This is a genomic window from Colwellia sp. BRX8-4, assembly GCF_014077345.1.
GTDB lineage: Bacteria > Pseudomonadota > Gammaproteobacteria > Enterobacterales > Alteromonadaceae > Colwellia_A.
Genome location: NZ_JACGVS010000008.1, coordinates 1 through 13889, shown reverse-complemented (window position 1 = coordinate 13889; position 13889 = coordinate 1). Strand labels below are relative to the sequence as shown.

Sequence of the window (13889 nt, the reverse complement as noted above, 5' to 3'; positions counted from 1 at the left end):
ATTAATGACTTTTTAAAAATTCGTTTACCGCTAAGCGAATATTATTATGTACAACAGGCATAGGCGCACTGGCATCAATAATTTTAATCGTTTCATCGGCTAACGCAATTTCAAGATACTTATTACGGACACGATGAAAGAATTCTATTTTTTCTAATTCGATACGATCCAATGCCCCTCGAGCTTGCGCTCTTGCTAAACCTAGCTCAGGAGATATATCTAAATAGAGTGTTAACTGCGGCTTAAAGCCTTTTAAGGTCACTTGAGCAATCGTGTCCATAAGTTCATCGTTAAATTGTCTGCCACCCCCTTGATAAGCCCTTGAGCTTAAATCATGGCGGTCACCGATGACCCATTGACCTTTTTCTAATGCCGGAAGAATTCGATTCGCCATTAGCTGACTGCGGCTAGCGTACATCAATAATAATTCAGTTTCTTGTGTCAATATTTCTTGGTGATCGGCAGATTTCACGATATCGCGCAATGACTCCGCTAAAGGAGTGCCTCCCGGCTCTCGAGTATTAATAAAATCAATACCATGCTCGGTGAGTATTTTTTTAACCACTGAAATAGCTGAAGATTTTCCTGCCCCTTCAATACCTTCAATGACGATAAATTGACCTTTATTCATTTTTTACTTCTTATGCAATTTTTAGTTCAACTGATATTTTTTTACTGCCGCATTATGATCTTTTAAATTAGTTGAAAAGATATGCTGACCTTTGCCATTACTGACAAAATATAAATAATCTGTTGTTAATGGGTTTAACGCGGCATGTATGGCACTTTTACCAGGCATAGCGATAGGTGTAGGTGGCAAACCATTAATTCGGTAAGTATTATACGGTGTTTTCTCGCGCAAGTGACGATATTTGATGTCTCCTTGGTAACGTTCACCTAAACCGTAAATAACGGTTGGGTCAGTTTGCAGGCGCATCTTTTTGTTTAAACGGTTAAAAAATACCGATGAAATAATGCCATGCTCGGCATTTTTGCCACTTTCTTTCTCAATTATCGATGCCATGATCAACGCTTGATACTTATTTTTATAAGGTAAAGGTTCGGCGCGATTTTGCCACGCTAGATTTAATTCAACGGACATTTGTTGTTGAGCACGTTTTAACAATTCTATATCGGTAGTACCGGCAGTAAACGCGTAAGTTTCTGGGTAGAACAGCCCTTCGGGATTAACGTGTTCAATATTGAGTTTACTCGCGATATCAGCCACCGAAGTTTGCTGAAGCGTATGCACTAGGTTATCCGTTTCACTCAACTGCACTAACCATTCCTTAAAGGTTGTTCCTTCAATAAAAGTCACGGTAAATTGATGCTCTTTACCGGCAACTAATTGCGCCAACAAAACCTCGACAGAAACGTCTTTATTAATTTGATAAGTGCCCGCTTTTATATTCGCATACTCGGGCTTAAGTCGAACATAATTACGCATCCAAAAGCGCGTATTGAGCCAGCCATTTTTGATCAGTTGTTCTGAAAATCGACTAAACGAGGTACCGTCTTTAATGGTTAATAGTTGGGTGGATGAAATATTGAGCGGCTGTTTCATTTGATAAAAGGTATAGGCAACTAAAGAGGCGCTTAACATCACCACGGTGAAAAACGACACAGCAAATATTATCTTAATTTTTTTCATTTTTAGCAAATATCCTCAATAAACTTAGCCATATCACGACAAGGCATTAATGCTAATTTTTGATGTTGAAATTGTCTAACCGGCATAATACCCATAACACTGTTGCAAATAAACATCGCTTGGATATTAACAAGCGCAGCAAGTTTTACGTTAACGATCTCAATTTTACAATAATTACCCGTAGTCTGTAAGATATGATTACGCATTAACCCTTCGACACCTGACTCTTTTAGTTCTGGTGTGTACCAAACATTATTTTTCAGCCAAAAGACATTCGCCGCACTTGCTTCAACAATATTATCAAAATAATTTAGTACTAATAAATCATCTTCTGCTCGGTTATCGACTTCCTGGCGAACAAGCACCTGCTCAAGACGATTAAGGTGTTTTATCCCTGAGAGTAAAGAGCTAATACCTAACTTCAATGAAGATACGCCCAAATGAAGACCTTGTTGTTGCATGTTTGCATAATGTTCAGGAAAAGGGTGAAAAGTAATAATAACGTTACTTGTTTGGCAGCCTTGTCGAGAATATCCTCGCCCGCCATCACCTGCCGTTATAATCACTTTTGCTACAGACAAAGTATAACGCTCTGCTACAGCCATTAATTCAATAATGACTTTATTCATATCTGGCAAGGGAATATTGAGCGTTTTACAGCTCATGGTTAATCGTTCAATGTGAGCCGCTAATTGTTCAACTTTACCATCGAGCACTTTCGCAGTAGTAAAAACGCCGTCACCATAAGCTAAGCCGCGATTATTGATTGAAAGGTGTTGCTCTACTTGACCATTAACACTTTGATAATACATATTGGGTTTCATTAGAAATAGAAAAGCCTGAATACTGATGACTAGTATTCAGGCTTAAACAATTAACTGCAAGGTTTAGTTGATGATATTTCTCGGTTATTGCGCTTAAACTTTTTTAAAGATTAATGAACCGTTCGTACCACCAAAGCCAAAAGAATTACATAAAGCATATTCTAAATTGGCGTCACGTGCCGTATGAGCAATATAATCTAAATCACAACCTTCGCTGGGATTATCTAAATTTATTGTCGGTGGTACCACATTATTCATTAAGGCTTGCACAGTAAAAATAGTTTCAACTGCACCTGCTGCGCCCAACAAATGACCCGTCATTGACTTTGTAGAACCCATCATAAGTTTATAAGCATTGTCGCCAAATACCGACTTTACTGCGTTGGTTTCGGCAATATCACCTGCGGGTGTTGATGTACCATGAGCATTAATATAACCAATTTTACTTTGGTCAACTTTTGCATCATTAATTGCATTAATCATCGCGCGCGCGCCACCTTCGCCATTGGCAGGTGGCGAGGTCATATGGTAAGCATCTGCACTCATACCAAAGCCAACCAGCTCAGCATAAATTTTTGCACCACGCGCTTTTGCATGTTCAAATTCTTCAAGCACTAGAACACCTGCGCCATCGCCCAGTACAAAGCCGTCGCGGTCTTTGTCCCAAGGACGTGAAGCTTGCTCTGGTGCATCATTACGCGTTGATAACGCTCGTGCAGCACCAAAACCGCCAATACCCGTCCGTGTTGAAGCTTTCTCAGCTCCACCGGCTAACATAGCGTCAGCATCGCCATAAGATATCATACGAGCCGCATGACCAATATTATGCACACCACTTGTACAAGCAGTTGCAATAGAAATATTAGGGCCTCTTAAGCCGTGCATCATCGACAAGTGACCAGAAATCATATTTATAATGGTGGAAGGCACAAAAAATGGTGATAACTTGCGAGGACCTGCATTAAGCATTTTCTCAACGTTTTCTTCAATTAATCCTAGGCCGCCAATACCAGCACCAACAGCAACACCAACTCTGTGGGTGTTTACATCATCAATTTCAAGACCTGAGTCTTTAAAAGCCTGTATACCTGCGGCAACACCATATTGAATAAAAAGATCCATTTTCTTGGCTTCTTTTCGTGCAATATAATCTTCTGCATTAAAGTTTTTAATTAAACCTGCAAACTTAGTGGTGTATACAGAGGTATCAAAATGTTCAATATTACTAATGCCACTTTTACCCAGCAGTAAATTTTGCCAAGTAGATTCAGGACAGTTGCCCAAAGGGCTTAACATACCAAGACCGGTAACAACAACGCGTCTCATGACTATGTGCCTCCGCTAAGAGTTTATAAGGAAAAGAAATCGTTATATTCTCATGTTGAGAAAATAACAATATATACCCGATCCACTTCAAGATGCAGTTTCAGAATTAAGCTAGGAAGTCAGAAAAGGCGCGATACGAGGACAGTAGTTATTCCCTTACCAAGTATTGTAACGATGAGCTCGTTTTATAGCTTATCTGCAACGTTATTGATTTCAACAATAGAATAACTATTCTCTTCAATCAATGTTTTGGCCATACGGATATAAGTACTTAAGTTATGTGTGGAACGATAACCTGTGTCGCTTACTCTTTATCGACTGCTGAAACCTGCATCTTGAAGTGGTACGAGTATGAATCGTAGATAAAAAAACAGGCGGTAAAAACCGCCTGAATGTGTACTTTAAATTCTCATTTAAAAGCCTGGCTTGAAAACCAGTAACTAAAAACTAATAATTAACGTTGTAATTATTGGTTAGCAGTAACGTAATCAACAGCTGCTTGTACAGTTGTGATTTTTTCAGCTTCTTCATCTGGAATTTCAGTATCAAATTCTTCTTCTAACGCCATGACTAATTCAACAGTGTCTAAAGAGTCAGCACCTAGGTCGTCAACAAAAGAAGAGCTAATTTTAACTTCTTCTTCACTTACACCTAATTGTTCAACTGTAATTTTTCTTACGCGTTCTTCAATAGTACTCATTTTTTTTCCTTTCTAGAAAATATAATTTTTCGTAATTGTGTGTAGTTTATTCGTCAACAGCCTAGCTTGCAAGCTTCTAATTTTAATTTTCGTCTGGTCTAACCTGTTGACTGCTCTAAATTTGTTCAATTTGTTGGTTCAATAATATTAAGCCAACTAATTAAACCATATACATACCGCCGTTTACATGCAATGTTTCGCCAGTAATATATGCTGCACCATCGGAAGCTAGAAAAACAACTGCGTTAGCAATTTCTTCTGGCTTACCTAAGCGATTTGCCGGTACTTGAGAAAAAATACCTTCTTTTTGCTCATCTGTTAAGGTTTGTGTCATATCGGTATCGATAAATCCCGGCGACACAGTATTAACAGTTATGCCACGAGATGCAACCTCACGCGCTAATGATTTTGTAAAACCAATCAATCCAGCTTTTGCGGTTGCATAGTTTACTTGCCCAGCATTGCCCATAGTGCCAACTACTGAGCCAATATTAATAATGCGACCATTGCGTTTTTTCATCATAGCGCGAATAACCGCTTTACTGATTTTAAACACAGATGAAAGATTAGTATCAATAATATCTTGCCATTCATCATCTTTCATTCGCATAAATAAATTGTCACGCGTAATACCCGCATTATTGACTAAGATATCAATGCCACCATGATTCTCTTTGATCGCTACAAACATAGCGGCAATAGAATCATTGTCAGTAACGTTAAGCACTAAACCATGACCTTCGCCTAGATATTCACTAATGTTATCAGCGCCATGTGCAGATGTTGCCGTACCTAATACCGTTGCACCTAAAGCTTTAAATTGGCTTGCAATGGCTTTGCCGATACCGCGACTTGCGCCAGTAACTAAGACGACTTTTCCTTCAAAAGAAAACATAATTTACCCTATTTAATTGTTTCTAATGCTTTAGTTAATGATACTTGATCATTAACTGAAACACTGGTGATTGTTTTGTCGATGCGTTTAATTAACCCTAGTAACACTTTACCTGGACCAGCTTCTACGACGAGTGAAACACCGCTTTTTGCGAGTAGCTCTATCGTTTCTGTCCAACGTACTGGACTGTACAATTGCTTTATCAAGGCTAATTTTATTGCTTCAACATCTGTTTCTGCAACAACATCAACATTATTTACTACGGGAATTTCTGGTGTATTAAAAGTGATATTATTAAATGCTTCAGCGAGCTTGTCTGCGGCATCTTTCATCAATGCGCAATGCGATGGCACGCTTACCGGTAAAGGTAGCACGCGTTTTGCGCCCGCTTCTTTACATAAGACACCGGCACGTTCTACCGCAGCTTTATGACCGGCAATAACGACTTGTCCTGGCGAGTTAAAATTAACAGCCGCAACTACTTCGTTATCTTGTGCTTTTTCACAGGCATCAATAATCGCTTGGTCATCAAGACCAATAATAGCAGCCATAGCGCCGACGCCCTCAGGTACAGAGGCTTGCATAAATTCGCCACGTTTCTCTACTAACTTAACACCTTCTGTTAAAGAGATTACACCCGCACAAACTAATGCTGAATATTCCCCTAAACTGTGACCCGCTAACATTGCCGGTTTACAATCAGACTGTGATGACCATAAACGCCATAATGCAACACTGGCCGTTAATAGTGCCGGTTGAGTAAAGTTTGTTTGATTGAGCTTTTCAACAGGACCCTGCGCAACTAATTGCCAAAGGTTATAACCTAAAGCAGCAGACGCTTCTGAAAAAGTATTTTGTACGACTTCATTGTCAGCAAAATCAGCTAACATACCAACAGTTTGTGAACCTTGGCCGGGAAAAACAAACGCTAAATTATTTTGCATTTTATTACCTAATGTTTATTTGTGTTTTAATTAAAGGTGTATTGATGATACTTAATGGATTATTTTCTTGATAAAAAGATAATGCTTTAAATACGCTTTACGTTAACTCAATACTAATAATTTATTTGCGACCACAAGCAAAACCATTTTCAAGTTTGTCTTTTATTTTTTCTGGCACTTGACGTTCAATTTCTTTTATCGCCTCTAATATCGCCATATAAAAAGCTTTTGAACTGGCATCACCGTGACTCTTGACCACAATACCGCGTAATCCTATCAGACTTGCGCCGTTATACTGGTCGGGGTTCAGGGGTTTAAAGAGTTTTTTTAACGTTGAGGACAATAAACGTCCAACAATTCGGGTAAAAAGGTTGCGAGACAGCACAGTATTCATTTTTTGGTAGACTAAACGAGCAACACCTTCACAGGTTTTCAGTGCAACATTACCGACAAAGCCATCACAAACAATCACATCTGCTTTGTTGGTGAAAATATCATTACCTTCGACAAAGCCGATATAATTAATGTCACTGTTTTGCGCTAATTTTGCTGCGGTTTGTTTTATATGGTCACTGCCCTTCATTTCTTCTTCACCCATATTCAACAAAGCTATACGTGGCGATTTAATGCCATCGACCTGCTCAGCCATAACAGAGCCCATAACAGCAAACTGATACAAAACATTAGAGTCACAAAAAACATTTGCACCTAAATCGAGCATAAAAACATGTTTGTTTTCATCATGAGTAGGAAGAGAAGAAATTAATGCTGGACGTTCAACACCAACAAGTGTTTTCAAAACGAAATGGGCCATTGAAAAAAGTGCACCGGTATTGCCAGCACTTACACAGGCTTGTGCTTTGTTTTCATGAACAAGGTCAAGTGACTTTCGCATTGAAGAATTTTTTTTGTTACGCAAGGCAACAATAGGTTTATCGTCCATAGCCACTATTTGAGTGGTTGGAAAGATGGTTAGTTGGGGGTGGTTAGCACACTGACGTTTGGATAATTCAGCGTTAATAATATCGACATCACCGCAAAGAATGAGATGAAGTTCTGGAATGTTTTTCACTGCTAAGATGGCAGCAGGAATTGTTATAAGGGGGCCTTTATCGCCCCCCATAACATCTAACGCTATGGTTAGACTTTTCAAAGCAATCAGCTTACTTGTTGATTACTTGAACACCTTTGTAAAAGCCATCAGCTGTTACATGATGACGACGGTGTGTTTCACCAGATACTGGATCTACTGATAAGTTTTCTGTTGTTACTGCGTCATGTGAACGGCGCATGCCACGTCTTGAACGAGACTTTTTGCTCTTTTGAACTGCCATTAGCTACTCCTAAAAATCGGTTAATCGTTATTAATTAAATAAGTTGTTTATTTAAATTTCTGTAATATATCAAATGGGTTTGGTTTTTCAAGCTCTTCAGGCAATTCGCCCCATACACTGTCAACTGATGCCTGACATTGACTGGGCTCATGCATTGCAATTAACGGAATTGCGAGTAATAACTCTTCTTCCACTAATTCTAGCAGGTTAACTTCACCATTTTCATCTAATTCTATTGCGTCATAATATGACGGCAATGCTTCAGCGGCTTCATCATCTTTAGCAGGACTTAGAGTAAACTCTACATCCAAATCTATTATCAATGGTTCAGTACAACGCTGACAAGTTAATGCTACTGATACGGATCCTGTTCCTGATATGACATTCAAGCCGAGATCGTCCACATCAAAATTAACATTAACCTGCATCTGCTCATTGCATGGAGTACACACTTCAAGCAATCTATTCATCCCCGACACTTCAAAGAAGCCGTCACACACCAACCTGCGTTGGGCGCTCTTTCGGGGGTTTATCATTATCGGGAGTTTAAGATTTTGCATAAGGCGCGCATATTAATGTGCTTGCCCCCTGCTGTCAAAAGAAAAATAACAATTTTTGTTTAAAAATTAAAGAAAGCCCACATATTATTGTATAACTGTTTATATTTTGAGTAATTCCTGTGAAAACTTTAGTTTTAGCTTCTACATCGCCTTTTCGAAAAATTATTTTAGAAAAGTTAAATTTAGCTTTTGATTGTGCAAAACCTAATGTCGATGAAACACCATTAATTAACGAAACAGCCATTGAACTTGTCGAACGTTTAGCCGTAGAAAAAGCAAAGGCTGTTGCCAGTCAATTTCCGAATGCGCTGATTATTGGTTCAGATCAAGTGGCTTTGTCTGCAGGAAAGATATTAGGTAAACCGCATAATTTTGAAAATGGCTTTAAACAACTGAGCAGCTTTAGCGGCAAAGCGGTAGAGTTTCATACGGGTTTATGTGTGTTCGACAGTTCAACAGGAAAAAGTCTCTCGTTGGTTGATTTATTCACCGTACACTTTAAAGAACTTTCTGCACAAGAAATTACTGCCTATTTGCATGCCGAAGAGCCTTATAACTGCGCAGGGAGTTTTAAAAGTGAAGGACTAGGTATTTGCTTATTTGAAAAGCTTGAGGGGGATGATCCTAATACCCTAATAGGTTTACCGTTAATTAGACTGATTAGTTTACTTAAAGCGCAGGGGTTAGATGTGTTACAAGAGCAACGAAAACAGCAATAGTACCCGTCGTTTAATCGGTGTGTATAATAGCCGAGTTAACTGAGCTTAGTTGCTGGCAGCAACGTTTGCTATTTGACTAAGCAATCAAATAGTAAACAGTTAATGACAATAGCGACAGGTGTTACCCCTTAACCGCCCTATTTAACAATAATTGATGTAGTTCAGCCAATGAGCCAACAATCGCTTTTGGTTGATACTTTGACAGCACGTCTTCATCGTGGACACCATAAGTTACCCCAATACTATCAACCCCTGCTCTTTGCGCCATTTCAAGGTCAAAAGAAGTATCACCTATCATCACCGCTTGATGCTTTTCAATCTTTAATTCTTTTAACAAACTATTGATCATATCTGGATCAGGTTTAGAAATACTTTCATCGGCACATCGAGAGGCATGGAAAAAGTGTTCGGTATCACTCGTTAACCAAACACGTTGTAAACCTGCTCGCGCTTTTCCTGTCGCAACCGCTAAAAACTTATCTTCATTTTTTAAATTAACTAATAATTCAAGCGCATGATCAAATAATGGGGTTGGCGTAGTATTTACTTCAACATATTGGTGCTTATATTGTGCCGTTAATAATTGTACCTGCTCTTCATTAGCCTGAGGAAATAACGTTGCAATTGCTTTAGGTAGACTTAAGCCGATAATTTGTTTCGCTTGATGATAACCCGGTGGTGCAAGTGATAATGCAACAGCTGTGGCTTGCATTGAGAAAACAATACGATCGACAGAGTCCATTAATGTGCCGTCCCAGTCAAAAATCACTAATTTATAGTTGTGCATATTTTCTCTTTTAGTCATTTAATAATTAAGGTCTATTTGCTAAGAAGTGTTTAGGTTTATAAGGAAGATAATGGCGTGAAGCTAAATTTACTTTAGTATCACGCCAGAGGAATTACTTTAGTTTTGTTAGTAAATTTTGTAAGGAATGCTCTAACGGTGCTTCTATTTTAATTCTTTCATCGGTACTTGGATGAGTAAATTCGATACTAGCCGCATGTAAAAATAAGCGCTTAAGTCCTAGTTTTCTCATGTCTTCGTCAAAGTTTTCATAGCCATATTTTGAATCACAAGCGATAGGGTGACCTTTAATTTGACAATGCACACGAATTTGATGAGTACGACCCGTAACCGGAAAGGCGCGAATGAGTGTGGCATTTTCAAAGTTTTTTAACACTTTAAAACGCGTTTCTGATTCTTTACCATTAATGTTATCGACAACAACGACACGTTCACCCGATTTTAAATCATTCTTTTTCAAGCCTTCCGTTACACGGGTTAATTTAGTCGACCATTGTCCCTTAACTAAGGCATGATAAAATTTCTGCACCGTTTTATTACGCAACTGTTCATGTAAGTGACGTAAAGCTGAACGTTTTTTAGCAATAACTAAACAGCCTGAAGTATCTCTATCGAGTCGATGAACAAGTTCAAGCATTCTTGCGTCGGGGCGTAAAGCTCGCATGGCTTCAATTAAACCAAAACTTAAACCACTACCACCATGAACTGCCATGCCGGAAGGTTTGTTAATAACAATTAAACGGTCATCTTCGAACAATATTTGTTTTTCTAAATTAGCGACAATATTTAACTTAGTAGACACTTCATTAGTATTTTCAGAAATACGAATGGGCGCAACACGAATCAGATCCTCATCTTGTATTTTGTATTCTGGTTTAGTCCGTTTTTTATTAGCCCTTATCTCGCCTTTTCTTAATAGGCGATAAATCATGCTTTTCGGCACACCTTTTAAGGTTTTTAATAAAAAGTTATCTATTCTTTGACCAGCGTCTTCGCTATCGATTGTATAAAATCGAACTTGGGGTTTTGTATTTTCATTCATAAAAGCGAGTTTAACATATATATTTTCATTTTAGCGTAATTAACTCAGCGATTTAATTGCCTTTTGCCTCAATTAAGTGGGATAATCTTGGCGTTATTGTTTATTTAAGACAATAAGGTAAAAAATAGAAGCTTTTAGCGAAACGTAAGAGGCAAAATGCGGCCACATTAATGTGCGTTATCACGATAAATTATTATCGACGACACATTAACCGAACGGCCTATTGCAAGAATTGACCTGAATAACAAGTCAAAAAACGGCATAAACATTTTAGTCCCGCGCAACGAAAGCTATTTTGTAATGATATAAACCAAATTAGATAAATTTCCATCGAGCAACAAACCGAATAGTAAGCCAAAACGCCGAATTTCAAACTGCTCAACAAATATCAATTTGATAATATCGAGCACAGCACAATTTGCTGCGCGCATGAAGAAACAATTTTTCTTGGGTGAATATCACCTGAGAGTACAATCAGATTAAATAACAGCTTACAGCGCACTATGGCGCTGTAATATGACACCCGAGAGGCTGACAAATTGCTGTTACCATAGCGATAAATTGCTTTGTGTTCGAAGCTTATAGTGTTGTGACTAAAATGAGTCACTAAAACTATGAAACGTATGTTAATTAACGCTACACAATCGGAAGAGTTACGTGTAGCACTTGTCGATGGTCAACAACTTTATGATTTAGATATCGAAAGTCCTGGTCATCAACAAAAGAAATCAAATATTTATAAAGCAAAAATCACGCGTATAGAGCCGTCTCTAGAAGCTGCATTTGTTGACTATGGCGCCGAACGTCATGGTTTCCTACCGATGAAAGAAATCGCACGCGAATATTTCCCTAAAGGTTATACCTTTCAGGGTCGTCCAAATATCAAAGAAGTCTTGCGCGAAGGCCAAGAAGTTATAGTTCAAATTGATAAAGAAGAACGCGGCCAGAAAGGCGCAGCGTTAACGACTTTCATCAGTTTAGCCGGTAGTTACTTGGTATTAATGCCAAATAATCCTCGTGCTGGTGGTATTTCTCGTCGCATTGAAGGCGATGAACGCACAGATTTAAAAACCTCTTTAAACAAATTAGAATTACCTAAAGGCATGGGCTTAATTGTTCGCACTGCTGGTGTTGGTAAAGACTATGAAGAATTAGACTGGGATTTAAACGTTCTTTTACACCATTGGAAAGCCATTTCAGAAGCGGCAGAAACTAAACCTGCTCCCTTCCTAATTCACCAAGAAACTAACGTTATCCTTCGTGCTATTCGTGACTATTTACGCCGCGATATCGGTGAAGTATTAATTGATCGCCCGAAAACATTCGAAAGTGTTAAAAAACATATAGAAGTGGTTCGTCCTGATTTCTTAAGTAAAATAAAACTCTACACGAACGATGTTCCCCTATTTACCCATTACCAAATTGAAACACAAATCGAATCTGCGTTTCAGCGTGAAGTAAGACTTCCTTCTGGTGGCTCAATTGTTATTGACCCAACTGAAGCAATGACATCAATAGATGTTAACTCTGCCCGCGCAACTAAAGGTAGTGATATAGAAGAGACCGCATTTAACACTAACTTAGAAGCTGCTGAAGAAGTTGCTCGTCAATTACGTTTACGTGATTTGGGTGGTTTAGTGGTTATTGATTTTATTGACATGACACCTGTGCGTCATCAACGTGAAGTTGAAAATCGCATGCGTGATGCTGTAAAACAAGATAGAGCTCGTATTCAATTAGGTCGAATTTCTCGTTTTGGTTTATTAGAAATGTCGCGTCAACGTTTACGCCCTTCTATCGGTGAAACTAGCCAAGGCGTTTGTCCTCGTTGTAATGGTACTGGACACGTACGTAGTGTTGAATCATTAGCCTTGTCTATTTTGCGTTTAATGGAAGAAGAAGCCATTAAAGAAAATACGCAACATGTACAAGCTCAAGTACCTGTACCTGTAGCGACTTATCTTTTGAATGAAAAGCGTCGTTCAGTATTTCATATCGAAAAACATCACGGCGTTAATATTCTTATTATTCCTAATCCTCATATGGACACACCACAATATGAAGTCATTAGAGTAAGAACCGACGAGAGTGTTGAAGAAGCAAGCTACGAAAGAACCATTACTGAAGCTTCAGTTGAAGAAGCTGTAATGCCTAAATTCGATAAGCAAGCCGCTAAACGTGACGAGCCAGCCTTGCAAGGCATGTCTTCACCTAAGCAATCAGCACCGTTAACCGCCGTAAAACCTGTAGCGCCTGTAGCTCCAGTAAAAGCATCTGCGGGCTTATTTGATGGTTTAATTAAGTGGGGTAAATCACTCTTCGCTGCTGAAGAGGAAGTTGCACCTAAAGTTGTTGAACCTGCAAAGAAACCTGAAAGCAACAACAGTGAACGTCGTCCGCAACGTGGTCGTCAAGGTCAACGTCGTAACAATAATAATCGTAACGAAAACCGCAACGATAACAGAAATGTTAATCGTAACGACAAACGTAATGATACTCAAAATGAAGATCGTGCTGATATCAAGCCAGTCATTAATGACAATAAAGACAACATTAATGAAAATAAAGATAACAAGCCGAATAAACAGCCTCGTAAAGCGCCAGTAGAGCGTAATACTAAGCCTAAAGAAGAAAAAACTACAGTACGTCGTCAACGTCGTAACAACAGTAAAAAAGTACGTATTGTTGATGAAAACTCAACGGTTGTTAATAACGCTGCGTTAAGCAAAATAGCCGCAGAAGAAAAGGCTCAAGTAGTCGCGACTATCGACGAAGCGGTAACCGTTGAAACAGTAACTACACAAGCCGATGCTACCCAGCCAGAGCTTAGTGAGACTAAAACTAGTGATGAACAGCGTCCTAGAAACCGTCGTTCACCTAGGCACTTACGCTCTAATGGACAACGTCGTCGTCAACCTGCTGAAAATCAGGCAGTTGATGTTAACGCAGCATTAGTAACAACTGAAGTTAGTGAAGACCCTGTTGAAGCAAGATATCCTGAAACACCTGTAGTTGAAACGCCAGTTGTTGAAGCACCAGTTGTTGAAACACCTGTAGTTGAAACGCCTGTAGTTGAAACGCCTGTTGTT

14 protein-coding genes are annotated in these 13889 nt (G+C 38.9%); 2 read left to right on the top strand and 12 right to left on the bottom strand.

Features of this window, described 5'->3' with window-relative positions; genetic code table 11:
* Position 1: 1 nt before the first annotated feature.
* From tmk to yceD, 10 genes are all read right to left on the bottom strand, one after another.
* Positions 2 to 631, bottom strand: a complete 630-nt coding sequence (gene tmk, locus H4J56_RS08545; protein WP_070376504.1) for a dTMP kinase — start codon at positions 629 to 631, stop codon at positions 2 to 4.
* Between the two features lie 21 nt (positions 632 to 652).
* Positions 653 to 1651: an endolytic transglycosylase MltG gene (gene mltG / locus H4J56_RS08540; RefSeq protein WP_182216867.1), complete on the bottom strand. Its 999-nt coding sequence runs from the start codon at positions 1649 to 1651 to the stop codon at positions 653 to 655.
* Positions 1652 to 1653: 2 nt separating this feature from the next.
* Positions 1654 to 2463, bottom strand: coding sequence for an aminodeoxychorismate lyase (pabC, locus tag H4J56_RS08535; protein ID WP_182231325.1), 810 nt, complete (start codon positions 2461 to 2463; stop codon positions 1654 to 1656).
* A gap of 105 nt (positions 2464 to 2568) precedes the next feature.
* A complete protein-coding gene (fabF, locus tag H4J56_RS08530; protein WP_182216877.1) occupies positions 2569 to 3807 on the bottom strand; it encodes a beta-ketoacyl-ACP synthase II in 1239 nt (412 codons plus the stop codon).
* 460 nt (positions 3808 to 4267) lie between these two features.
* The gene (gene acpP, locus H4J56_RS08525) at positions 4268 to 4501 is read right to left on the bottom strand and encodes an acyl carrier protein (protein ID WP_070376501.1); all 234 of its coding nucleotides are present in this window, start codon (positions 4499 to 4501) and stop codon (positions 4268 to 4270) included.
* A 160-nt stretch (positions 4502 to 4661) separates the two neighbouring features.
* Positions 4662 to 5396, bottom strand: coding sequence for a 3-oxoacyl-ACP reductase FabG (gene fabG / locus H4J56_RS08520; RefSeq protein WP_070376500.1), 735 nt, complete (start codon positions 5394 to 5396; stop codon positions 4662 to 4664).
* An 8-nt stretch (positions 5397 to 5404) separates the two neighbouring features.
* On the bottom strand, positions 5405 to 6340 hold the full coding sequence (gene fabD, locus H4J56_RS08515) for an ACP S-malonyltransferase (RefSeq protein WP_182216871.1): 936 nt from the start codon (positions 6338 to 6340) through the stop codon (positions 5405 to 5407).
* A 121-nt stretch (positions 6341 to 6461) separates the two neighbouring features.
* A complete protein-coding gene (plsX, locus tag H4J56_RS08510; protein ID WP_070377233.1) occupies positions 6462 to 7463 on the bottom strand; it encodes a phosphate acyltransferase PlsX in 1002 nt (333 codons plus the stop codon).
* Between the two features lie 40 nt (positions 7464 to 7503).
* Positions 7504 to 7674: a 50S ribosomal protein L32 gene (gene rpmF, locus H4J56_RS08505; RefSeq protein WP_070376498.1), complete on the bottom strand. Its 171-nt coding sequence runs from the start codon at positions 7672 to 7674 to the stop codon at positions 7504 to 7506.
* A 47-nt stretch (positions 7675 to 7721) separates the two neighbouring features.
* Positions 7722 to 8234, bottom strand: coding sequence for a 23S rRNA accumulation protein YceD (gene yceD / locus H4J56_RS08500; protein ID WP_070376497.1), 513 nt, complete (start codon positions 8232 to 8234; stop codon positions 7722 to 7724).
* A gap of 119 nt (positions 8235 to 8353) precedes the next feature.
* On the opposite strand from yceD, the gene H4J56_RS08495 reads away from it, so the two are divergent.
* On the top strand, positions 8354 to 8953 hold the full coding sequence (locus H4J56_RS08495) for a nucleoside triphosphate pyrophosphatase (RefSeq protein ID WP_070376496.1): 600 nt from the start codon (positions 8354 to 8356) through the stop codon (positions 8951 to 8953).
* A gap of 121 nt (positions 8954 to 9074) precedes the next feature.
* On the opposite strand, the gene H4J56_RS08490 is transcribed toward H4J56_RS08495, so the two are convergent.
* Both H4J56_RS08490 and rluC read right to left on the bottom strand, forming a co-directional pair.
* Positions 9075 to 9740, bottom strand: a complete 666-nt coding sequence (locus H4J56_RS08490; protein ID WP_182216873.1) for an HAD-IA family hydrolase — start codon at positions 9738 to 9740, stop codon at positions 9075 to 9077.
* A 112-nt stretch (positions 9741 to 9852) separates the two neighbouring features.
* Entirely contained in the window at positions 9853 to 10800 is a 948-nt protein-coding gene (gene rluC / locus H4J56_RS08485) for a 23S rRNA pseudouridine(955/2504/2580) synthase RluC (RefSeq protein ID WP_070376494.1), read from the bottom strand.
* Between the two features lie 614 nt (positions 10801 to 11414).
* On the opposite strand from rluC, the gene rne reads away from it, so the two are divergent.
* Positions 11415 to 13889, top strand: a 2475-nt coding sequence (gene rne / locus H4J56_RS08480; RefSeq protein ID WP_182251860.1) for a ribonuclease E, incomplete at its 3' end; no start/stop codon positions are given.

Excerpts from the sequence above, each read along its gene's own strand:
- plsX (WP_070377233.1), bottom strand. The coding sequence starts at position 7,463 with ATGGGGGGCGATAAAGGCCCCCTTATAACAATTCCTGCTGCCATCTTA.
- rluC (WP_070376494.1), bottom strand. The coding sequence starts at position 10,800 with ATGAATGAAAATACAAAACCCCAAGTTCGATTTTATACAATCGATAGC.
- H4J56_RS08490 (WP_182216873.1), bottom strand. The coding sequence starts at position 9,740 with ATGCACAACTATAAATTAGTGATTTTTGACTGGGACGGCACATTAATG.
- mltG (WP_182216867.1), bottom strand. The coding sequence starts at position 1,651 with ATGAAAAAAATTAAGATAATATTTGCTGTGTCGTTTTTCACCGTGGTG.
- rpmF (WP_070376498.1), bottom strand. The coding sequence starts at position 7,674 with ATGGCAGTTCAAAAGAGCAAAAAGTCTCGTTCAAGACGTGGCATGCGC.
- fabD (WP_182216871.1), bottom strand. The coding sequence starts at position 6,340 with ATGCAAAATAATTTAGCGTTTGTTTTTCCCGGCCAAGGTTCACAAACT.
- fabG (WP_070376500.1), bottom strand. The coding sequence starts at position 5,396 with ATGTTTTCTTTTGAAGGAAAAGTCGTCTTAGTTACTGGCGCAAGTCGC.
- tmk (WP_070376504.1), bottom strand. The coding sequence starts at position 631 with ATGAATAAAGGTCAATTTATCGTCATTGAAGGTATTGAAGGGGCAGGA.
- acpP (WP_070376501.1), bottom strand. The coding sequence starts at position 4,501 with ATGAGTACTATTGAAGAACGCGTAAGAAAAATTACAGTTGAACAATTA.
- yceD (WP_070376497.1), bottom strand. The coding sequence starts at position 8,234 with ATGCAAAATCTTAAACTCCCGATAATGATAAACCCCCGAAAGAGCGCC.
- pabC (WP_182231325.1), bottom strand. The coding sequence starts at position 2,463 with ATGTATTATCAAAGTGTTAATGGTCAAGTAGAGCAACACCTTTCAATC.